Raw genomic sequence first — 22,801 nt, 5'->3', positions numbered from 1 at the left:
TTTTTAGGGTATAGTACACTTTTATGGCGTAAAATAGGGGATTATGATACAATGGAGACAAGTGAAATGAGGAAGGGAGAAATGAGATGCGGAAAATACTAAAGCTTATTTTTCAGCGTGTAGTCATAGTAGGAGCATTTTTAGCTATACAAGTTGCTATACTAGTGAGCATGATTTTGAAGTTTAATAATTATTTTGTTTATTTTTATGGAATTTCTATTTTATTAAGTGCTATAGCGGTACTTTCTATTATTAGTAATAAAAGCAATCCAGGTTATAAGATTGCATGGATTATTCCTATTCTTTTATTCCCTATTTTTGGCGGACTTTTTTACATAATGTTTGGTGTCAATCAATTAAGCAAGCGTGAAAAGAAAAAAATGGCTATTATTGGTGAAAAAATGGTGCAAGCTCTTAATCAAGAGGAGCCAATTTTAGAAAGTATTCAAGAGGAAAGTGAGACAGCAGCTAATCAGTCACGCTATATTAGTCATTATGCTTATTGCCCTCCTTATACCAATACAGCAACGGAATATCTGCCACTAGGGGAAATAGCCTTTGCACGTTTAAAGGAAGAATTAAGAAAAGCCGAGCATTATATTTTTTTAGAGTATTTTATTATTGAAGAAGGGATTATGTGGAATAGTATTTTAGAAATTCTTCAAGAAAAAGCTGCGCAAGGGGTAGATGTACGTGTTATTTATGATGATGTAGGCTGTATCATGACACTTCCTTATAAATATAATAAAAAGTTAGAGTCTATGGGGATTAAGTGTTGTGTATTTAATCCTTTTATTCCTATTTTATCTTCTAGACTTAATAACCGTGACCACCGTAAAATTTTAGTTATTGATGGACATACAGGTTTTACGGGAGGCATTAACTTAGCAGATGAGTATATTAATGCTTATGAAAAGCATGGGCACTGGAAAGATACAGCTATTATGCTTAAAGGAGATGCTGTATGGAGTTTAACGGTCATGTTCCTTACATTATGGTCTTATAATACCAATACAGATGAGGATTATAGTAGATATAAGCCTCATGTGCACCAAAAGGAACGGCATCAAGGACAGGGATATGTACAACCTTTTACCGATAGTCCACTAGATGGAGAGGCTGTAGGGGAAACAGTTTATCTAAATCTGATTAACAAAGCTAAAAAATATGTGTATATTAATACACCCTATTTAATTATTGATAATGAAATGGTGACAGCCCTTTGTAATGCTGCTAAATCTGGTGTAGATGTACGTATTGTGACACCTCATATTGCAGATAAATGGTATGTACATGCTGTAACACGTGCTTATTATGAAGCCCTTTTAGAAAGTGGCGTGAAGATTTATGAATACATACCAGGGTTTATTCATGCTAAGACTTTCGTAGTAGATGATCTTTATAGTGTAGTAGGAACCATTAACTTAGACTATAGAAGTTTATATTTACACTTTGAATGTGGTGTATGGCTGTATAAAAATGAGAGTGTACAATCTGTAAAAGAAGATTTCTTAAGTACTCTTGAAATATGTAAAGCTATTAGCCTGCAGGAATGTCAAGAAGTATCTTGGTATAGAAAATTAGGGCGTTCAATATTACGTGTATTTGCGCCACTTATGTAAAAGTTGACCTATAAGTAAATTACTTATAGGTCAACTTTTTTGCATAAAAATAATATTGAAATTCAATTTTTGTATTATTAAAGAATATATAAAATTCGTTCTATTAAGGAGACCGTACAGATACAGTAGCTAATTTCTTTAGTCAGTTTAATAATATTATGATCGATATGACTATGATAGTTATGAAAGTAGCACCAGCAGGTATATTTTGTTTAGTTGCTAAGACCTTTTCTGAAATAGGATTTGATGCTTTTATCCTTATGATAAAATATATGGTTGCTATATTTTTGGTAAAGGGATAGATGCTCATCGTATTTTTTAATAGAATAATAGGGTTTATGTCAGAGTTTTTTATTTTATATTTTAAATGCTTATGCCAGAAGTTTATAGTATAATAGATATACTATAAAATGATTTTAAGGGAGAGTTCAATTTTGATAAATTTATTTGACGTAATGAAGAAACTTTCAGAGGAAGAGCTAAAAGAACAAGGGGCACTTTTAGAAACTTTAACAATGACTAATTTATCTAAACAAACAAGTCAAAAAGTAGCACATAAATTAGTTAAGGCTACTAATCTATTTGCGGGACTTATGAAAAAAGAACCTTTTCAGACTCCAGAAGTTTTAACTATAGAAGAGCGATTAGAGCAAAATAAACAGAAGTGGCAAGCTTATGCAAGGGAAGAAGCTGAAAGAAGCCTTAAAGAGCTTTTAAAAGTAAGATGTAGTAAACTGGATTTAAGTCGTGTAGAAGAGGCGCTTTCTGAAGAAGCTTTTTCTATTTTAATTCTTGAGGAGGCCGGAGAGCGTTATGACCTAAAAGAAGAATTATTACCTTCACAAAAAGCAGATTTTATTGCGAAGTTCTATCAAAGAGAAATCAAGGAAATAAGAAAAGAATTAGAAAAGCAGAGATCAGAAGATAAAGAGGATAAAGAAAAAGATAAAGAAGATACCAATCCAAATGAGGAGGCACAAGAAGAAGCAAAAGAAGAACAACAAGGGGAAGAGGAAATATCAGAAATTAAGTGTCTCATGCAGTTAGGATTAGGAAGAAATAAACTAATTAGAGCATTATTTGCAAGATGGATTACACTATGTGTACAGGTATGCGGTGGGCAAATGACAGTAAAAGAAGAAGCCCTACCAAGTTTTCAGCCACCTAGAGAAAGAATACAGCGTGAACATGATTATCAGGAGTTACTCAGACAACATCAGCGCAATGAGGCAGAATACGAGAAGGTTCTACATAGTCTTTTAGAAGCGGATCAAAATCTTAGTATGAAAAATAAAGTAATTGATCATGAAGAGAAAAAACAGTTAGAGATTCAAGCACATATTGAGAAACTCATAGAAGAGAGAAAGGCTTTAAATGAGAGGATAGAAGCTACAAGACAAGATTTATCACATAGAGCTAATAAGGAAGAAGCCAATGAGCTGGAACAAATAGAAATGCAGCGGTTAACCAAAGAAGTCAAAATGAAAGAAAAGCAGATGAATACTTATGAAAGTATGTTGGCAATCAGTGCAGAGGAGGTGGAAGGTGCTACAAGGTCTATAGAGCTTATTAATATGAATAAAGAAGAGTGTATTGCACCTTTACTTAAAAAGGTTGCTGATAGGAGAGCGATTACATCTAAGCAACTTGAAGAAGAAGAAGAAAAAAGGCAAAAAGATTTAGTGGAAAAGTGGCAACTAGCCTATAAAGACTTTATATTTGATGAAGAATGTTTAAAGAGTATACAGGATTTTGCGCCTTATGAGCTTTTAGATATTGAGCGTGCTTTATTAGAGTTGCATACTGTACAAGATAAAAAAGCTTTAAGCTGGGGTGAGATAGAACGAAAAGAATATGAGCTATTTGAGATTGAACCCGATGGGCAATCTTTAGAACATATGTATTTAAGCTTGTATGGTGGAGAAATTATAGTCCTTATTTATAAGGTTCAAGCAGAAATAAATAAGGTAAAAATTATTAAAGTTTTAAAAGTGTAAAAATAAAATACAAAGGCACTCTAACGACTTATTAGGGTGTCTTTTTTATGTGTAAAATGAGTATAAAAATAGAAGGATTAGGGAATGATATTACAAAAAATAGAGGGAAATAGACATATGGCAGAACATGTTACGGCTATGCGGCACGAGGATAGGGGGCAACACACAGTATGCCTTTTATGCTGGTAATGGCATTATTGTTCGGTATGTTGCCGAAAATGTTAGCTATAGGGGTAGCCTATCTGTATGCATTTCTCAAGAGAAGAATGAGAGGATTTACCCTATTTGGATTAGAAAAGGAAGTAGAGAATATGTTCTTTAGACGTAAAAAAGAAGATCCTGAGTTAGAAGCTGAATATAGGAGAGTACTAGAAGAGTTCCAATGTGAAATGGACCTAAAAGGTGTAATGCAGGAACATGAGTTGGAATGGCGTGATGTATTAAATATTGTAAAGGATAGTTTAAAATAAGGCATCCTATTGGATGCCTTATTTCGTGTAAAAGTAATGTAAGAGTTAAACCTTTTCATGTTTACATTAAGTGAACAGTTTTTTAGCTCTGTATAATCAACTTATATTAAGGGGGACACAAACAGGACTATGCTAAGCTAACCCCAATTGTATATTTACGAGGTACTTCAAAGCTCAGCTTATTGTGCTTTGCCATTAGGGCATATTTTTGTTTTTAAAACATAATATAAAATGGGTAAGAATACAGTAAAAGCAATATATTGGAGGGGTTTTATGGATAAGTATACCATAACGATTGCGAGAGGATATGGCAGTGGAGGACGTGTTATTGGGAAGTTGTTAGCGAAGGAGTTAGGCATTCCTTTCTATGATAGAAATTTATTAAGACTCGCGTCAGATGACAGTGGCATTAATGAACAACTTTTTGTAGATGCAGATGAAAAAGTGAAAAATACTTTATTATATAAGGTAGCTAAAAAAGTTTATAAAGGAGAACTTATTCCACCTGATCGTGATGATTTTATTTCTAATGAAAACCTCTTTAATTATCAAGCTAAAATTATTAAAGAACTGGCTCGTGAAGGGTCTTGTGTCATTATGGGGAGATGCGCAGACTACATCTTAAAAGATTATGACCATATACTACGTATTTACATTCATGCACCACTAGAAGACTGTATTCAAGCAGTAGATAAAATTGCACCTGTTAGAAATCCTAAAGATTATATTCTTATGACAGATAAACGTCGTGGAGCCTACTATCGTTATTTTACAGGAAGAAACTGGCGGGATGCAGATAACTATGACCTGTGTCTTAACAGCAGTCATTTAGGCTATGAAAAATGTGTAGAAGTCATTAAAGCTTATTTAGACATTAAATTTAATTAGTGAAAAGGCTTATAAGAGAAGCACTTCTTATAAGCCTTTTCATTGCCTATTTTACGCTCATTCTTTATACTGAGAAATGAAGAAATTTAAATAAAGGAGTACATATGATAGAAGTAGAAGAGATGACTATAGAGCAGGTGAGGGATTTATTAGATAGGGGGGAACTCACATCAAAGGCTTTAGTAATGTTCTATTTAGAAAGAATAGCAAAATATGATAAGGGAGAAAGAGGTCTTAATGCTATTTTAGAGCTTAATCCAGAGGCACTTCAGATGGCAGACCAGTTGGATGAGGAAAGAAAGCAGTGTGGATCTAGAAGTATACTACATGGCATCCCCATCCTTATTAAAGATAATATAAGTACTAAAGATCACATGCATACAAGCGGTGGAAGCTTAGCTTTAGCAGACTTATACGTACCCTTTGATGCTTTTATTATTAAAAAGCTTCGAGCAAGTGGAGCTATTTTGTTAGGTAAAACCAATATGGGAGAGTTGATGAACTTTATGTCTTATACGATGCCAGATGGCTATAGTTCAAGGGGAGGGCAGGTGAACAATCCTTATAATAGAAGGCTTACACCTTCAGGTTCTAGTTCAGGTTCTGCCGTAGCTGTAGCAGCCAATTTAGCTATGGCAGCAATAGGAACAGAAACGAATGGTTCACTTACTATGCCAGCAAGATATAATCAACTTGTTACCATTAAGCCAACGGTAGGGCTTGTAAGTAGACAGGGTATTATGCCTATTTCTTATTATCAGGATACACCAGGGCCTATGGCAAGGAATGTAGCAGATGCTACAATTTTGTTAGAAGCAATAGTAGGTAGGGATGAGCAGGATGAGCTAACGGATAGAAGTATGGGACGTATACCTAAGAGCTATAGAGAGGAACTTGGTAAAGACATAAATGGGAAACGAATTGGTTATAATCCAAAGACTTTTGAAGAACTCGACTCAGAAGAAAAAAGGGTTATGCAAGAGGCTATGGAGATTTTAGAAAAAGCTGGAGCTCATCTTATACCTACACTATTAGAAGAAATAGGGGACTATGGTTTTAAACCTAATCTATATGAATTTAAAGCTGGGTTTAATAGGTATCTTAAAAGTGTCAAAGGTGCCACTAAGATAGAAACCTTACAAGACCTTATAGCTTTTAATGAGACGCACCCAGATACATGTCTTAAGTATGGACAAGACATTCTGTATGAGGCACAGGCGACAACGGGTAACCTTAGTGACCCTTATTATATGATGCTTAGACAAAATAGCTTACAGCAAGTAAGGACCATAGGAATGGATAGACATTTTGCCAAAGATCATTTAGATGCCTTTATGACCATGGCGATTAGTAGTCTTGCGCCTGTATCAGGATATCCTAGTCTTGCACTGCCAGCTGGCTGGAAAAGAGAGGGTGAGCCGATGAGTTTATTATTAATAGGTAAGGCCTTTACAGAATCTATCCTAATTCGTATAGGGTATCAATATGAAAAAAGAACACAAAAAAGAAAGGCACCTATCTTAGGATAAGGTGCCTTAAGTGCGTTTATGCAGTTCATGTTTACATTTGGGGCAAGTAATACAAACTTTGCCCTTGCCTCTTGGAACGCGAAGCGTTTGTTTACATTCTGGACATTTAAAGTATTTATGCGTTTTCATGCCTTTTAGGCGGTTCCACTTGCGCAAAGAAGCATTTTTGACAGGATGCCAAATTCTAAGGAACTTAAAGTTTTCTTGTTGTCTTGCATAAAGGTTTTTAGATAAAATTCTAAAATAGCATAAAAAGATTGCTCCTAAATCCACAATGGTTAAAATTGTACTGCCTATAAAGCCATTAAGAAGAGATAGTACAAGCGAAAAAATAAGTAGAGCTACAGAAAGTTGGTCAATGCCATAGCGACCAATCATAAAGTGTTTGAGTTTATCCATAAACTTTTCCATAGAAGAGCTCCTTTCAAAATCATAGAGTATCAATTAAATTTATTATAGGATAAAATTGTTAAGAGAATATATACACATTGACAAATACAGGGGAAAATTTTATGATGGAAACTGATTAAACAACATAAAGAGAGGTAGAACATGATTTATTTAGATTATGCTGCAAATACACCTGCTCATGAAGAAGTTTTAAAGTCTTTTGTAGACTTTTCTACACAATATATAGCTAATCCTAATGCCTCTCATGCATTAGGTAAAGAAACAAAAATTGTTTTAGATGAAGCAACTGAGCGTATTGCAAAGCTTTTAGGCGTTCAAAAAAGTGAAATTATTTATACATCGGGCGCAACAGAATCCAACAACCTTGCGCTTAAAGGTATTGCCCATCAGTACAGACGTAAAGGCAAACATATTATTACGACTTACCTTGAGCATTCTTCTGTAACCAGTACAGTAACAGCACTTCAGAATGCAGGATACGAAGTAGACTTTGTAGATGTTTTAAAGGATGGACAAGTTGATTTAGAACATCTTAAGGAACTTTTAAGGCCAGATACGATTTTAGTATCTCTTAGTCATGTGGATAGTGAAGTAGGCATTAAACAGCCACTTAAAGCCATTCATGATTTATTAGAAGGATACCCAAATTGCTTTTTTCATGTAGATGCTACTCAAGCTATAGGTAAAATAGTGGTAGATTTAAAAGATGTTGACTTATTAACGTTTGCACCACATAAGTTTTATGGCTTAAATGGTATAGGTATTCTCATTAAAAAGGAAGGGATTATGCTTGAGCCAGTTATTCACGGAGGTATTAGCACAACAGCTTTTAGAAGTGGTACACCAACACTTGCACTGATTGAAAGTGCAGCAAAAGCACTGGAATTGGCAATTCCTCATATAGATGAGCGTTATACTTATGTAGAAGGACTTAATATAAAATTACGTAAAGGATTAGAGAAATATGCCAATGTGCATATTAACAGTCCAAAAGATGCAAGTCCATTTATCGTAAACTTTAGTGTAAAAGGCGTTAATGCAGCTGCCTTCCAACAGGCTTTAGAAGAATGTGAAATTTATGTAGCAACTAAATCAGCTTGTTGCGTGGTCAATACACCTTCGAGACCAGTCTATGCGTTAACTAAGGATCGTAAACTCGCACTTTCTACGCTTAGAATAAGTTTAAGTCATTTAACAACAGAAGAAGAAATTGAGAGCTTCTTAGAAGTTTTTGAACGTAGTTATAAAAATTTAGTAAAATAAGGATGAACTTATGGAAAAATATCAAGAAATAGAACGTAGTATTATTAAAAAATACCGTAAAACCATATGGACTAAATTCGTTAAGGCTATTAATGAATATGAACTGATTAAAGAAGGCGATCGTATTGCCGTATGTATATCAGGTGGGAAAGACTCTATGCTTCTTGCCAAATGTATGCAAGAACTTTATAAGCATGGTAAGCGCAACTTTGAACTGAAGTTTGTTGTAATGGACCCAGGTTATAATCCTTATAACAGACAAGTTATTATTGATAATGCAGAGCTTTTAAATATTCCTATTGAAATTTTTGATACAGAAATTTTTGATGCTGTAGCAGGTGTAGCAGACTCACCATGCTATCTTTGTGCAAGAATGAGAAGAGGTTACCTTTATAAATATGCTCAATCTATTGGTTGCAACAAGATTGCACTTGGGCATCATTTTGACGATGCGATTGAAACCATTCTTATGAGCATGCTTTATGGTGGAGAGATTAAAACCATGATGCCAAAACTTCATAGTACAAATCATGAAGGTATGGAACTTATTAGACCACTTTACCTTGTAAAAGAAGCGGATATTATTGCATGGAAAAACTACCATGATCTTCAATTCATCCAGTGTGCATGCCGTTTAACAGAAAACTGTTCATTAGGTGATGCAGGTGGGGGTTCTAAACGTCAGGAAATGAAAGTTCTTGTTAAGAAGTTTAGACAAACAAATCCACATATTGAAATGAATATCTTCAAGAGCGTTCATAACGTAAACTTACAGACTATTATTGGTTATCGTGATGGAGAGAAGGTATATAGCTTCTTAGATGATTACGATAAATAAAATGACCTCTTGACTCGAAATAGGATATGTGATAGGATTCATTTAATTAAATCAACTCTAAATACATTGAAAAGGAAAGTATATTTAGAATGTCTTTTACAGAGAGCTTCAGTAGCTGAAAAGAAGCAAAGAATACTAAATAGAAAATGGCCTTGGAGTAGTGCAATCGAGTATTGAAGTCATTTCTTGAATTTAGATTGCAACAGGTTCGCCTGTTATAGCGATAGAGTATAACCATAGATAAATGGCGTACTTGAAGAGTTCTATACTGTGAAGTATAGATGAAATAGAGTGGTACCACGGGAATTAAGGCCTCGTCTCTATAGCAAAAGCTATAGAGCGAGGTCTTTTTAGTTTACGTATTTAAAGGAGGCAATAAAAATGAATATTTTAATTGGAGGCGCATGGCCATATGCAAATGGGTCATTGCATATAGGACATTTAGCTGCATTATTACCAGGAGATGTACTTGCGAGATATTACCGTAAGAAAGGGGAACAAGTGCTGTATGTATCAGGGAGTGATTGTCATGGCACACCTATTTCAGTAAGAGCAAGACTAGAGGGAGTAGAACCTACAGTCATTACAAATCAGTATCATGAGGAATTTCAAACATGTTTTAACAAGTTAGGTTTTTCTTATGATATTTATACAAGAACAGATGAGGAATTTCATAAAGAAGAGGTTCAAGGTATAATCAAAAAACTTTATGAAGCAGGGTATATTTATGAAAAACAGATAGAACAAGTCTATTGTGAAAGATGTGAGCAATTTTTACCAGACCGATTTGTAGAAGGTATTTGTCCAATATGCGGGAAAGTGGCAAGAGGAGACCAATGTGATCATTGCCAAAGCTTATTAGATCCTTTAGAGTTACAGGAGAAAAGGTGTAAAACATGTGGTCACATACCAACAGTTAGAGAGACAAAGCAGCTGTACTTTGCCTTATCAACATTTGAAGAGAAGCTAAGAACTTATGTAGAGCATCATAAGGAAAACTGGCGTACGAATGCAGTTCATGTAGCCGATCGTTATATTAATGAGGGCTTACAAGATAGAGCCATTACAAGAGATTTACCTTGGGGGATAGAGGTGCCTATTCCAGGCTATGAAGATAAAAAAATTTACGTTTGGGTAGATGCTGTATTAGGTTATTTAACAGCAAGTAAAAAGTGGGCACAAGAGAAAGAACAAGATTACAGAGATTTTTGGAATGCAAGTACACTTTCTTACTATATACATGGCAAAGATAATATTCCATTTCATAATATTATTTTGCCGGCATTGCTGAGTGGAATAGGCTTTAAAGCATTGCCAAAAAGAATAATTTCAAGTGAATATATGACTATTGAAGGGAAGAAGCTTTCGACAAGTAATAATTGGGCAATATGGGCAAAGGATTTAATAGGGCAATATGAACCAGATGTTATTCGTTATAGTTTACTTGCGAATGGACCAGAAAAACGAGATGCTGATTTTTCCTATAGGGAATTGATTACACTTAATAATGCAGATTTAGTAGGTGCTTATGGGAATCTTGTAAATCGAACATTAGCTTTTTTAGTAAAGAGTTATAAAGGGGAATTACAATCTTGTGTAGTAGAGGAAGCACTAGAAAGGAAGATACAAGGTGTATATGAGAAAACAGGAGGATATATAGAAAACGGAGAATTTAAAAAGGCACTTAAAGAGATTTTTGAATTAATTAGGTGGACAAATAAATATTTTGATGAAAATAGACCATGGGTAATGATTAAAGAGGATTCGAATAAGTGCTATGAAACCCTTTATCATTGTATATATAGCATCATTAATATAGGCAATTTATTAGAACCATTTTTACCATTTTCGTCTGAACGTTTAAGGAAGATAGTAGGCGTAAAGGAAATAAGCTGGAAACCTTTAAGTGTACCTGTAGGGAAAATAGGTGCTGTAGACTTATTATTTAAAAGGTTAGATAAGAGCGAGTCATAAAAATAAAAATGCCATTAAAAGAGACTAATGGCATTTTTATTTTAAACTGCAAGACTATTTTCTTGTAGTTTCATACGAGTTCAAAACATTATTTTAAGTAACTTATAGAGGTTAAATTGGATAAAACGGATAATCAATGGACAAAATCATACTTGCTACCTAAATTTACCTTTTATATAATGAAAGTATCTTACATATAAGGAGTGAAAGAAATGAAAACACTTAAAATAGGAACGGGAGCACTGACAGGCTCAGAAATTTCATTAGGTTGTATGCGTCTTGCAGGGCATACAGTAGAAGAAGTGGCGCAGCTTATTGAGGGAGCTTATGAGTTAGGTATAGATTTTTATGATCATGCAGATATTTATGGACAAGGAGAATCTGAAAGCGTTTTTGCTAAAGCTTTAAAGACTTTACCGATTGAAAGAGAGAAGCTTATTCTGCAAACAAAATGCGGGATTAGACCAGGCTTTTTTGACTTTTCGAAAGAGCATATTATTCAGTCAGTAGAAGGGAGCTTGAAGCGTTTAGAGACAGATTATGTAGATGTTCTTTTATTACATCGACCAGACACGCTGATGGAGCCAGAAGAAGTTGCGGAGGCCTTTAATACACTTTATGACCAAGGTAAAGTAAAGTATTTTGGTGTAAGTAACCAAAATCCGATGCAAATGGCACTCCTTAATAAATATTTAGAACATAAGATTATGATTAATCAACTTCAGCTAAGTATTACAAATACAACCATGATTGATGCAGGGCTTAATGTGAATATGGAAAATGGAGCTGCTGTGAATCGTGATGGTAGTGTACTCGACTATTGCAGACTCCATGATATTACCATTCAAGCGTGGTCACCTTTCCAATATGGTTTCTTTGAGGGTGTCTTTTTAGATAATCCAAAATTCCCAGAGCTTAATCAAGTTCTTGACCGTATGGCTAAGGAGAAAGGGGTAACAAATAGTGCGCTAGCGGTAGCATGGATTTTAAGGCATCCAGCCAAAATCCAAACTATTGTAGGAACAACTAATAAAGAGCGTCTTGCTGCAATCTGTAAAGCTAGTGATATTGTGCTTTCAAGACAAGAATGGTATGAAATCTATAGAGCAGCAGGGAATATACTTCCATAAACTAAGTTTGAGCTAAAACATGAAAAAAGGCTACAGTGATGACTGTAGCCTTTTAATCTATAAAAAGAGGTTTTTAAGCTTCTTTTAAATGTGTCTCTCTAAGGATAGCACCTTCATTACGTTCACTTACTTGTCTAATAGACCATTCATATTGACAAAGAAGTACTGGATCGCCATCTTCAGTTTCAGCTACGATAGCATCTGAAGTAAGCTTGAAATTAGAAGGGCTGTAGTTTTCCATTTCAATCCACCTAATGTAGTTGTATGGTAAGCGTTGTTTCTTGATTTCAACACCGTATTCATTATTAAGACGGTATTCAAGAACCTCAAATTGAAGTACCCCTACAACGCCTACAATTAATTCTTCACTACCTGTAAAGTGAGGTTTGAACACTTGGATAGAACCTTCTTCTGCAAGCTGTGATACACCTTTTAAGAATTGTTTACGCTTAAGGGCATTCACTGTAGAAATCTTCATAAAGTGTTCTGGTGCAAATTGTGGAATACCTTCATATTTAAGTTTAAGATCTGCGCTACATAAAGTATCTCCAATGTTGAAAATACCTGGGTCATGAATCCCAATGATGTCACCAGGGTAAGCTTCTTCAACCATAGCACGATCTTGTGCTAAGAATTGTTGTGGCTGAGCCAGTTTAACTTTTTTATTTTTTTGAACAAGTGTAGTCATCATACCTTTTTCAAATTTACCAGAGCAGATACGAAGGAATGCAATACGATCACGGTGTGCAGGATTCATATTTGCTTGAATTTTGAAAATAAAACCAGAGAAGTATTCCGTTGTTGGGTCAATTGGCCCTTCATTACTCATACGTGGTTGTGGTGGTGTACTAATTTCTAAGAATGTTTGAAGGAAAGGTTCTACACCAAAATTAGTCATGGCACTACCAAAGAAGACTGGTGTAAGTTCACCTTTTAAAATTTGTTCTAAGTTATAGTCATCTCCAGCCATATCTAAAAGTTCAATGTCTTCAAGAAGTTTCTCGTGAAGGTCAGAACCAATAATATTAGTTAAGTTTGGATCGTTGATATCACATTCAAGTGTGCCTACCATAGATTGGCCATGGTCCCCATCTTCGAAAAGCTCAATATGGTTTTTACGGCGATTATATACGCCTTTAAAGGCTTTACCACATCCAATAGGCCAGTCCATAGGATATGCACGAATACCAAGAGCATTTTCAATATCTTCAATAAGTTCAAGTGGATCTTTACCTTGAGCATCTAATTTATTAATAAAAGTAAAAATAGGAATACCACGCATTTTACAAACTTTGAAAAGTTTTTTAGTTTGTTCTTCGACCCCTTTTGCAGAATCAATAACCATTACAGCGCTATCTGCGGCTACAAGTGTACGGTAAGTATCTTCACTGAAGTCTTGATGCCCAGGTGTATCTAGAATATTGATACAGAAGCCATCATAATTAAATTGGAGCACACTTGATGTAACAGAAATCCCCCTTTGTTTTTCGATTTCCATCCAGTCAGAAACAGCATGTTTTTGCGTTCTTCTTGATTTGACAGAACCAGCTGAGCGAATAGCTCCCCCGTAAAGTAAGAATTTTTCTGTAAGTGTTGTTTTACCAGCATCAGGGTGAGAGATAATCGCAAAAGTTCTTCTTTTTTGAATTTGATCTGTATAATTTAAGTTTTCTTCTGACATTTTAACCATCCTTATCTTCGCTTTGCTAATCTCTGTAATTATTATCTCCGTAGACTGAAAAGTCAAGCATAAATTAAGATTATTTTCATCTAAAGCCTTGTAAGGTAGCGTGTAACATGTATAATCTAAAAGATAGAGTATGTATAAAAAGGAGAACAACATGAACGAAAGTACAAATTTAGAAGCATTTTATGAAGACATTGAAGGGGATTACAGAAAACTAGAAGAGCTTATCATGCAACTTGAAGTTTGGAGTGATACCTACACTATTAATCATAAAAAAGAAGAAGAACGTCTTGAAGAATATATGGAACTATCCGAGAATCTTTACAATCAAGAAGCGCTTATTCGTGAAAAGGTAGAGGCACATGTAGAGGGAGAGGAGTGCACGAGCTATTTAAGTCGTTTAGAAGAAAGAATGCTTCATTATAAAGAAACAGAAGCCATTATTCATAATTGGGTAAGAGATATTCATGAACTACACATTATGATGATGCGCTCACCTATTTTAAAGGGTTACAGAGATGAAATTGAAGCAATTAAAAATGCGTAGTGAAGGAGAAGACAACAATGAAAATGGCAGTACATAATGGTGTATTCCATGCAGATGAAGTATTTGGCGTAGCGCTTATGGAGACCATAGAACCAGACCTTCAGGTCATTAGAACAAGGGATGAGGCGGTTATAGCAGAGTGTGATCTTGTAGCAGATGTAGGAGGGGGTAAATATGACCACCATCAAGCAGATAAAGTCTTACGTGAAGATGGCATTCCTTACTGCGCTTTTGGCCTTTTATGGCGTGATTATGGCAAGCAGTTTACTAAGATCATATGTCCTTCCTTAAATGAAGTAGAATCCGAAGAGGTAGCCTATAAAGTAAGCATGGATTTTATTACACAAATTGATGCAAGTGATAATGGCGTCACTTTAAATACTTATGAGTCACCTGTAACCACACTTTCGCAAATTATTAGTAGCTATATGCCGCTTCAAAGTGAGAATAAAGATGTAGATAGAGCCTTTTTTGAAGCAGTAGCTTTTGCAAAGCGTTTGTTGCAAAGGGTAGTACGTCAATATGGTGAATACTATGACAATTTACGCTATATGAAAGAAGCACTGAATAGCCAGGATGTAAAGAACACCCATATTCTTATTCTTGAAGGTGCTGTAAAATGGAAAGATATATTGCTTGAACTAGATAAGGAAGAAGATGTTTTATTTGTCGTATTTGAAGATTTGACGGGTTCATGGCGTGTGCAGACTGTACCAAAGGAAGAGAATAGTTTTGATGCACGTAAAGACCTTCCTAAGCCTTGGGCTTCTTTAAGAAGTGAGGAGCTTTCAGCCTTAACAGGTGTAGAAGGTTGTATTTTCTGTCATCCAAATCTTTTTATTGCAGGAAATGAAACAAAAGAGGGGGCACTTGCTATGGCACATTTAGCTGTGCAGGCTTAAAAGGTATATAAAATAGGGAACTTACACATACTAAAGGAAAATTGTGAAGGAGTGAATCCCTATGAGTATGAACCCTTTTGAGGAAAAGCCTGTTAGTGTCGAGTCTACGTTTCAGGATTGGGATAGTCTTTATCCTAAACCCTATAATAAGCATGAAGTGGATCCATACACTAAAACTCGTATTATTTTAATGAATGGTACAGAATTTGAAGCCAATTGGTTTTCACATCAATTTTCACGTCACTGTGACGATAATGATTTAAGACGTGAAATTGCTTTAAGTAGAAGGGTAGAACAACAACAGCAAAAGAAAATAGCTGTACTTAAGCCTGCTGATGAAAGCTTGTTAGAGACAACTATTGGTTATGAGCAGTTAGCTGTTGACTTAACAGCTAGACTTGCTCAAGATGAAAAAGATCATAATGTAAAGAAAGCGCTAGATTTTGCCTTACTTGAAGACTTTGATCATCTCTATCGTTATTCAGATTTATTAGATATGGAGTATGGGATTCATGCAGAACGGTTAGTAGGCAAATACACAGAAATTATGCCTGGTAGACCGACTATTTCTGAGCACCGATTCCCATTTGACGATATTAGACGTTATATAGATGCTAAAACTGCAGATCCACTTACAAAACTGCATGTGAATATTATTACAGCAGCCGAACAGCAAACCATGAATTTCTATATGAATGTCGCACCTATTTATACAACGGATTTAGGACGAAGACTGTATCAAGAAATTGCCATGATTGAAGAGCAACATGTTAGCCAATATGGTAGTCTTATTGATACCCGTTGCAGCTGGCTTGAAAATCTTCTTATGCATGAATATACAGAGTGCTATTTATATTATTCTTGCTTTGAAGATGAAACAGATCCACATATTAAGAAAATATGGGAGCAACATTATATACAAGAAGTGGCACAGCTTCATAAAGCAGCAGAACTTCTTAAGAAGTACGACCATAAAGAATGGCAGGAAGTTATTCCTAATGGTGCTTTCCCTAAACTACTCTCTCTAGGTCCTAATATTGAATATGTAAGAGAAGTCCTTAAATCAGTTAGACTTACTGCACAAAAAGAAGATTATACAGAAGTTGATAATCTTCCAGATGACTATGAATTCTTTAAATATCAAGATTGTGTTAATAAAAATGTAGAGTCCGTTATGAGTCACCATGTTATTCATAGATATCTAGATGGCCATAAACAAGACTATCGCTTTGAAGTTGAGCCACATCCAATACAGGATCTTCAAGATCGTACTTGTGATAATACAAAACTAGGACGCGTAAAAGGCGTTTAAAATAAAACCAGTTATTCTGCAAAAAGAATAGCTGGTTTTATTTTTTTGTACTATAATACATTTAAAAAGTTTAAAAGAGGGAAAGAGGATGAATGAAACATTTTTAATGCTGATAATCATATGCCCACTTGTCTTTTTAGCAGGACTTATTGATGCAGTAGCTGGAGGTGGAGGGCTTATTTCATTACCAGCCTATATGATAGCAGGCTTACCACCTCACCTTGCAACAGGAACCAATAAATGTTCCTCTACTTTTGGTACTTTATTTTCGACGCTTAGATTTATGAAAAATAAAAAAATCTGTTATTATTCAGCTGTTAGTTCAGCAGTTACAGCACTTATAGGGTCTTATTTGGGTGCACGTCTTAATATGATTGTAGACGAAAAATATTTAAGGTATATGCTCATTGTAGCCTTACCTATTATTGCACTCTTTCTGATTTTTAAGAAAAATTTCGGTGACCAGGAGCAGATCGTAAGTCACGGTGCTGTAAAAGTAACCATTCTTTCTATTCTATCAGGCTTACTTATAGGAGCATATGATGGTTTCTTTGGGCCAGGGACAGGTACATTTCTTATTTTAGCTTATACAGGGCTTATAGGATTTGATTTGGTTACAGCTTCAGGTAATGCAAAGATAGTGAATTTAGCTTCTAATATAGCTGCTTTTATCACCTTTGCATTAGGGAGCAAAATTGTATGGGCTATAGGTTTACCTGCAGCTGTATTTGGTATTGCAGGGAATTGGATTGGATCAGGACTCGCTTTAAAAGGTGGAAAGAAAATAATTAAACCTATGTTTTTTATAACCTTGGGGCTTCTCATGTGTAAAATTATTTACGATTTACTGTAAGCTGCTTGAGATTTCCAATAGACATATAGGACCTTATCCTATATAGTTAAACTAAAGTAAGTAGCAGAGGTGATGACATGAGCACAGTAAGTGAAAAAATTTGTCTTTGTAAAGCTGTTCAAACAGAAATAGTAAAAGAAAGTATCCGAACAGGTGCTAGAACTATAGAAGGAGTAGCAAGTAAGACAGGCGCAGGAACTGGTGCCTGTAAAGGAAGCCGTTGTAAAATGGCAATTTATGAACTGATTAAGGCATATGAAAAAGGAGAGTGGCAATAGGCCATTCTCCTTTTTATTTTTATTAAAAGTGAGCAAAGGCTTTACGTGTTTATTTTAAGGCATGCTTATCAGCTGGAGGGGCAGGATAATAACCCCTATCGTGTAACGTTATTAAAAGGTTAAATTCATTTTGATGCGTGTCAGTAAGTAGATCAAGAAGTAGTGCATGTAAATCTGGAGTAAGAGAATTGGTTGTAGCTAAGTTATAAAGGATAGTAGTTGATTGTTCAGTTTCAAGTGCATCAGCTAAAAGTTCTCTTTCACTATAATGTTTTAGATTGGTTTGCATCCTATAACCTCCTCTTCTAATTAAACAAAAGTATAAATGAATTTCAAAAAAGTAGATAGGCTGTAAATAGAAATAGAGAACATAGGGTAAATTAAATGAGAAAGGAGATGAGTGAGATGGATGTTAAATTTTTAGGTAATCCTGTGACACTTGAAGGACATCATATTAATGTAGGTGATTTGGCTCCAGATTTTTTAGTTGTAAATCATGATTTGAGAACGATATCAGCAGAAAATTTTAGAGGTAAACGTATTTATGTAAGTGTACCTTCTATTGATACAGAAGTATGTGATAGGGAAGTGCGTCGCTTTAATGAAGAAGCTACAGCATGCAAAGATGTAAAAGTCTATGTGATTTCTATGGACCTCCCTTTTGCCCAAAAGAGATGGTGTGGGGCTGCAGGCATAGAAAATGTAGAAGTATATTCTGATTATAAAGATCGTAACTTTGGAGAGAATTATGGTACTTATGTAAGTGAGATTGGACTACTTGCTCGAGCTATTTTTGTCATTAATGAAGACAATCATGTAGTTTATGCAGAATACTGTGAAGAAATCAGTCATGAACCGCATTATGAAGAAGCTTTAAAAGCACTAAAAGATTGCTAAGGATGGAAAATTAGCTTATATTTAACTCGCTTATAAATTAGTAATAAATTGCAATGTCTTTATTTATATAGACAATAGGTCAAAGGGTACATTATAATTTGACATAGTTTATGACATAAGACAGGGAGGATGCAATGAAAGCGAAAAAATTAAAAGCTATGTTAGGTACAATCCTAATAAGTACAATCTTATTAGCAAGTATGACTACTTATGCTTATACGGATTCAACTATGAGACAAGATAAAAAGATTATTTTTAATACATCATGTGATGATGACGAAAATCTTTATGTTCCCAATAAGCCAAGCAAACCAGAAAAGCCAGAATTACCAAATTGCCCAATTTTTCCAAACAAACCAAACGTGCCAGATAAACCAGAGATGCCAGAAGGGCCAGAGGTACCAAGTAAGCCAGTTAGTCATTTACCTTATATTAAAGGGTATGAAGATGGTACATTTAGAGCCGAACGTCCTTTAACAAGAGAAGAAATGGCAACGATGATTGCAAGACTTCTTTTAAACGGAGCTGAGCCAGATGAAGAGGCTTCATTTGAAGATATTGCACCAACACGTTATAGTAATAAATATATAGGTTACTTAGAAAAACGAGGTATTGTATCAGGGTACAGTGATGGTACATTTAGACCCTATGAATCTGTGACAAGATCAGAATTTGCTTCAATGATTATAAAGGTCGAAGCTATACAAGGAAAAGCAGCTAAAAGGATAGCACCTTATGAAGATAAATATCTTACAAGAGTAGAAGCTGTTTTGGCACTTAATGAGGTTTTTGGAAGAGAATGTAGTGATGCTCATATTCCTAACTTATTTAGCGACTTAGATGAAAGCAATTCAGCATATAATGATATTTTATTTGCAGCAGTCGAGCATACACATAATCCATAATAAAAAAAGCGCCTTATAAATAAGGCGTTTTTTATTATGCAAAAATAATAGGTAACTCTTTAATAGAGTCTGTAACAGTCATTTGAGCCATATGAACGTTTTATATACGCATATCTTTTTGCTGCTAGAGAGTTTCTTAGAATGAGCAAAAATTTTTGGATGTTTTCAAGTATCGCCATAGATATATCCCCTTTTATTTCAGTGTGTTGAATATTATAATGATTTCTGATGTTTTTGGTAATAAGACTTACCTTTTAAACTGCTTAGGAGTACGTTATAATAGACAAATAGAGGTATTACCTAGAAAGGATAGAAGAATGAATTTAGAATGTAACCAAATTTATTATGGTTTTAAATTAATAGAAGAAAAGAATATTGAAGAAATAGAAGGTAAAGGGCGTATTTTTGAGCATCTTCAAAGTGGAGCAAGGCTGATTCAACTTGAGACGCCAGATACGAATAAAGTATTTACCATGTCTTTTAAGACTTTACCAAAAGATCATAGCGGGGTTGCGCATATAATTGAGCATGCTGTGTGTTGTGCATCACAAAAATATCCTCTTAAGGATACCTTCATAGAGATGGATAAAGGGTCTTTGAACACCAGTTTAAATGCGTGTACATATAAAGATATGACCATGTATTACTGTGCAAGTCAAAATGAAAAAGACCTACTTAATCTTATGGAAGTTTATATGGATTTAGTTTTCCATCCTTTAATTAAAGAGCGTGAATCTATTTTTAAACAAGAAGGATGGCATTATGTTTTAGAAGATGTATCAGAGGCTATTACCTATAATGGTATTGTCTACAATGAAATGAAGGGGGATTATGCAGAGCCTTCTACAAGACTGGAAGCTGCTATTCATGAAGCACTTTTTCCTGATACATGTTACCGTTATGATTCAGGTGGGAAGCCAGAGGCTATTACGCATTTAACAAGAGAGGCTTTTTTAGCCTTTTATGACCAGCATTATAAGCCGGCTAATTGTACTTTGTTCTTATATGGGGATGGGGATTTAATGAAACAGCTTGCCTTATTAGATGAAAAGTGTTTAAAGGATTTTTCAACTAGCAAGGTTTCTATGTCAATTCCTCTTCAAGAAACGTTCAAAAAGCCTAAGAAGGTAAATACTTATTATCCTATTACAGAAGAAGAGTGTATAGAAGATAAGACCATATGCTGTTTAAGTTTTGTGACAAAAGAGATTGAAGATGTGGAGACACGTATTGCTTTTGAAATACTTGAGCATATGTTACTAAAAAGTTCAGCTTCTCCTTTAACAAAGGAGCTCATCAGTGAGAAAGGCTTAGGGCAAACACTTGAAGAGGCTGGTTATGATACAGGAAAGAGACAACCTACTTTTTCTATTGTATTAAATGGAAGTAAGAGTGAGCATGCAGAGATGTTTAAAAAAACTGTATTTGAGGTGCTGCATAGACTTGTAACAGAAGGCATAGAAAAAGACCTGATAGATGCAGCCCTATCGGTTGTCAGCTTTGGTCTTCAAGAAGGTGACACACCTTGGGAGGCAAAAGGCGTTATTTATAGTGAAGAAGTACAAATGAGTGTGCTGTATGACCAACATCCTTTTAGACATTTAACTTATAAAAAGCATCTCCAGCATATACAAGAGCAAAAAGATAAGGGGTATTTTGAAAGCTTAATTAAGCAGTATTTTCTAGATAATCCTCATTATGCTTTTATCATATTAGAGCCAAGTTATACACTTGAGGGAGAGGAAGAAGAAAGGCTTACAAAACAACTTGAAGCTTATAGGGAAACTTTATCAGAAGAAGACCTAGAGGCACTTATTGAAATGAATGCTAAATTAGATGCAGAACAAGATGAACCGAATACTAAAGAAGCTTTAGCCCTACTCCCTCATTTAAGTGCGAGAGATTTAAAGCGTAAAGTATCTCAAGTAGTGATTAAAGAGGTGCAGTTAGAAGATGCTATACTTTATTTTAATCCAGAATATACAGGGCCTATTAGTTATCTCCATTTTCTTTTCGATACATCTCATGTTAAGCAGGAGCAACTACCCTATTTAGGCTTGCTTGCTAATCTTCTTACTTATGTAAGTACAAAGCATTATACGTATAATGCCCTTGAAAATGAAATTAACAAGCAAACAGGTGGTCTGAACTGTTCTGTTAATGCTTATGCGCATTATGAGGACACTTGTTCTTATAAGCCATACTTTAAGATTTCATGCAAAGTTTTAAATGAGAAATTGCCTGTACTTCCTGATCTACTGAAGGAGATTACATTAAATAGTATCTTTAGTGAAAAGGATAAGATCAAAGAAATTATAGGTATGATGAAGTATGAGATTGAAAGAAGCTTTACAAGTTCACCAGAGTATAGAGCGACTAGAAGACTCTATACTTATTTTTCAGATGCAGCACTCTATGAAGATCATGTATCAGGTATGGTATACTATGTATTCCTAAAAGAACAGTATGAAAACTTTGATATCTGTTGTGAGAAGCTTATGGATACGCTTACACAGCTTTATCATAGCATTATGCAAAGAAAAGCTCTTAAAATCAGTGTAACAGCAGAAGAATATGAGTATGAAATGTTAAAAGGGAAACTTGAAGATTTTGTAAAAGCGCTGCCAAGTATAGAGTCTAAAAAAGCAACTTATACTTTTGAAAGAACCATTCGAAATGAAGCCTATGTAACTTCAAGTAGTGTGCAAGCTATTGTGAGCGGATTTAACTTTAAACAGCTAGGGTACACTTTCCATGGGGCACTTCATATAGCAAGTCATATTTTAGACAGTACGTATCTTTGGGATAAAGTACGTCTTCAAGGAGGTGCTTATGGTGCGAGTATGATGCTTAGCCGAGATGGTAATATGGTACTTTCGTCTTATTGTGATCCAGGACTTGGTGAAACATTAGAAATCTTTAAAGGTATTGGGCATTATCTTGAAACCTTAGTCCTAGAAGAAGATGAACTAGAAAAATATAAGATTGGTACGATAGGTGGGTTAGATATGCCACTTACTATGGAGCAAAAGAGTGAACGAGCACTGATTTATAGCTTGTGCCAAGTCGAGTATGAAAAGTTACAAAGAGAGCGTGATCAAGTACTTGAGGCAACTTTAGAGGATATTCGTGCTCTAGGTAAAATGTTTGAGGCTGTTATGGCAAAGCAGGCTTTATGTGTTATAGGCAATAAAGCCAAAATAATGGAAGAAGCAGGCCTCTTTAAGGAAATTAGGAGTATATAGGCTTTACATTTACTTAAGATATGCTAAAATGAGAAAAGATTAACAGAAGATAG

The 22,801-nt window shown here is 34.9% G+C and carries 20 protein-coding genes, 1 pseudogene and 1 other annotated feature; of the genes and pseudogenes, 18 read left to right on the top strand and 3 right to left on the bottom strand.

What is annotated here, in order from left to right:
- Positions 1 to 86 precede the first annotated feature (86 nt).
- From cls to ACLTBU_RS07800, 6 genes and pseudogenes are all read left to right on the top strand, one after another.
- Positions 87 to 1,622, top strand: coding sequence for a cardiolipin synthase (gene cls / locus ACLTBU_RS07825; protein ID WP_412218465.1), 1,536 nt, complete (start codon positions 87 to 89; stop codon positions 1,620 to 1,622).
- Positions 1,623 to 1,744: 122 nt separating this feature from the next.
- Positions 1,745 to 1,924 (top strand): annotated as a pseudogene (locus ACLTBU_RS07820) (cation:dicarboxylate symporter family transporter); the annotation flags it as partial.
- A gap of 132 nt (positions 1,925 to 2,056) precedes the next feature.
- Positions 2,057 to 3,619, top strand: a complete 1,563-nt coding sequence (locus ACLTBU_RS07815; protein WP_412218462.1) for a hypothetical protein — start codon at positions 2,057 to 2,059, stop codon at positions 3,617 to 3,619.
- Positions 3,620 to 3,789: 170 nt separating this feature from the next.
- Complete coding sequence (locus ACLTBU_RS07810; protein ID WP_249332726.1) at positions 3,790 to 4,089, top strand: hypothetical protein; 300 nt, start codon at positions 3,790 to 3,792, stop codon at positions 4,087 to 4,089.
- Positions 4,090 to 4,362: 273 nt separating this feature from the next.
- On the top strand, positions 4,363 to 4,977 hold the full coding sequence (locus tag ACLTBU_RS07805) for an AAA family ATPase (protein WP_249332727.1): 615 nt from the start codon (positions 4,363 to 4,365) through the stop codon (positions 4,975 to 4,977).
- 104 nt (positions 4,978 to 5,081) lie between these two features.
- Positions 5,082 to 6,506 carry an amidase family protein gene (locus tag ACLTBU_RS07800; RefSeq protein ID WP_412218458.1) on the top strand — a complete coding sequence of 475 codons (1,425 nt, stop codon included), beginning with the start codon at positions 5,082 to 5,084 and terminating at the stop codon, positions 6,504 to 6,506.
- Positions 6,507 to 6,512: 6 nt separating this feature from the next.
- Here ACLTBU_RS07800 and ACLTBU_RS07795 read toward each other — a convergent pair whose 3' ends face one another.
- Entirely contained in the window at positions 6,513 to 6,917 is a 405-nt protein-coding gene (locus ACLTBU_RS07795; RefSeq protein ID WP_249332729.1) for a hypothetical protein, read from the bottom strand.
- Between the two features lie 141 nt (positions 6,918 to 7,058).
- Between ACLTBU_RS07795 and ACLTBU_RS07790 the strand changes: the two genes are divergently transcribed.
- The 4 genes from ACLTBU_RS07790 to ACLTBU_RS07775 all read left to right on the top strand — a co-directional run bounded on the left by ACLTBU_RS07790 (position 7,059) and on the right by ACLTBU_RS07775 (position 12,122).
- Positions 7,059 to 8,180 carry a cysteine desulfurase family protein gene (locus tag ACLTBU_RS07790; RefSeq protein WP_412218456.1) on the top strand — a complete coding sequence of 374 codons (1,122 nt, stop codon included), beginning with the start codon at positions 7,059 to 7,061 and terminating at the stop codon, positions 8,178 to 8,180.
- A 10-nt stretch (positions 8,181 to 8,190) separates the two neighbouring features.
- Positions 8,191 to 9,018, top strand: coding sequence for a tRNA 2-thiocytidine biosynthesis TtcA family protein (locus tag ACLTBU_RS07785; RefSeq protein WP_177672253.1), 828 nt, complete (start codon positions 8,191 to 8,193; stop codon positions 9,016 to 9,018).
- Between the two features lie 57 nt (positions 9,019 to 9,075).
- Positions 9,076 to 9,343: a binding site (T-box leader), on the top strand.
- A 56-nt stretch (positions 9,344 to 9,399) separates the two neighbouring features.
- Positions 9,400 to 10,992 (top strand): methionine--tRNA ligase, encoded by a 1,593-nt coding sequence (metG, locus tag ACLTBU_RS07780; RefSeq protein WP_412218452.1) that lies wholly within the window; start codon positions 9,400 to 9,402, stop codon positions 10,990 to 10,992.
- A 212-nt stretch (positions 10,993 to 11,204) separates the two neighbouring features.
- Positions 11,205 to 12,122, top strand: a complete 918-nt coding sequence (locus ACLTBU_RS07775; protein WP_177672251.1) for an aldo/keto reductase — start codon at positions 11,205 to 11,207, stop codon at positions 12,120 to 12,122.
- 73 nt (positions 12,123 to 12,195) lie between these two features.
- Here ACLTBU_RS07775 and ACLTBU_RS07770 read toward each other — a convergent pair whose 3' ends face one another.
- Positions 12,196 to 13,803, bottom strand: coding sequence for a peptide chain release factor 3 (locus ACLTBU_RS07770; RefSeq protein ID WP_177672250.1), 1,608 nt, complete (start codon positions 13,801 to 13,803; stop codon positions 12,196 to 12,198).
- A 160-nt stretch (positions 13,804 to 13,963) separates the two neighbouring features.
- On the opposite strand from ACLTBU_RS07770, the gene ACLTBU_RS07765 reads away from it, so the two are divergent.
- From ACLTBU_RS07765 to ACLTBU_RS07745, 5 genes are all read left to right on the top strand, one after another.
- On the top strand, positions 13,964 to 14,356 hold the full coding sequence (locus ACLTBU_RS07765; RefSeq protein ID WP_320650388.1) for a hypothetical protein: 393 nt from the start codon (positions 13,964 to 13,966) through the stop codon (positions 14,354 to 14,356).
- A 17-nt stretch (positions 14,357 to 14,373) separates the two neighbouring features.
- The gene (locus tag ACLTBU_RS07760; RefSeq protein WP_337529256.1) at positions 14,374 to 15,258 is read left to right on the top strand and encodes an MYG1 family protein; all 885 of its coding nucleotides are present in this window, start codon (positions 14,374 to 14,376) and stop codon (positions 15,256 to 15,258) included.
- Between the two features lie 61 nt (positions 15,259 to 15,319).
- A complete protein-coding gene (locus tag ACLTBU_RS07755; RefSeq protein WP_331678842.1) occupies positions 15,320 to 16,570 on the top strand; it encodes a hypothetical protein in 1,251 nt (416 codons plus the stop codon).
- 88 nt (positions 16,571 to 16,658) lie between these two features.
- Positions 16,659 to 17,423: a TSUP family transporter gene (locus ACLTBU_RS07750; RefSeq protein WP_320650386.1), complete on the top strand. Its 765-nt coding sequence runs from the start codon at positions 16,659 to 16,661 to the stop codon at positions 17,421 to 17,423.
- 77 nt (positions 17,424 to 17,500) lie between these two features.
- Positions 17,501 to 17,701 carry a (2Fe-2S)-binding protein gene (locus ACLTBU_RS07745; protein WP_177672246.1) on the top strand — a complete coding sequence of 67 codons (201 nt, stop codon included), beginning with the start codon at positions 17,501 to 17,503 and terminating at the stop codon, positions 17,699 to 17,701.
- 49 nt (positions 17,702 to 17,750) lie between these two features.
- On the opposite strand, the gene ACLTBU_RS07740 is transcribed toward ACLTBU_RS07745, so the two are convergent.
- Complete coding sequence (locus ACLTBU_RS07740) at positions 17,751 to 17,990, bottom strand: spore coat protein (protein ID WP_177672245.1); 240 nt, start codon at positions 17,988 to 17,990, stop codon at positions 17,751 to 17,753.
- Positions 17,991 to 18,106: 116 nt separating this feature from the next.
- Here ACLTBU_RS07740 and tpx point away from each other — a divergent pair, with 116 nt between their 5' ends.
- The 3 genes from tpx (at position 18,107) to ACLTBU_RS07725 (ending at position 22,748) form a co-directional block, all read left to right on the top strand.
- Positions 18,107 to 18,598, top strand: coding sequence for a thiol peroxidase (gene tpx, locus ACLTBU_RS07735; RefSeq protein WP_412218447.1), 492 nt, complete (start codon positions 18,107 to 18,109; stop codon positions 18,596 to 18,598).
- Between the two features lie 134 nt (positions 18,599 to 18,732).
- The gene (locus tag ACLTBU_RS07730; protein WP_320650384.1) at positions 18,733 to 19,503 is read left to right on the top strand and encodes an S-layer homology domain-containing protein; all 771 of its coding nucleotides are present in this window, start codon (positions 18,733 to 18,735) and stop codon (positions 19,501 to 19,503) included.
- Positions 19,504 to 19,820: 317 nt separating this feature from the next.
- Positions 19,821 to 22,748 (top strand): insulinase family protein, encoded by a 2,928-nt coding sequence (locus tag ACLTBU_RS07725; protein WP_412218445.1) that lies wholly within the window; start codon positions 19,821 to 19,823, stop codon positions 22,746 to 22,748.
- The last annotated feature ends 53 nt before the right edge of the window (positions 22,749 to 22,801 follow it).

This window comes from Zhenhengia sp. (genome assembly GCF_046966505.1).
Lineage (GTDB): Bacteria > Bacillota > Clostridia > Lachnospirales > Cellulosilyticaceae > Zhenhengia > Zhenhengia yiwuensis.
This window is presented reverse-complemented; position numbering and strand designations above follow the sequence as displayed.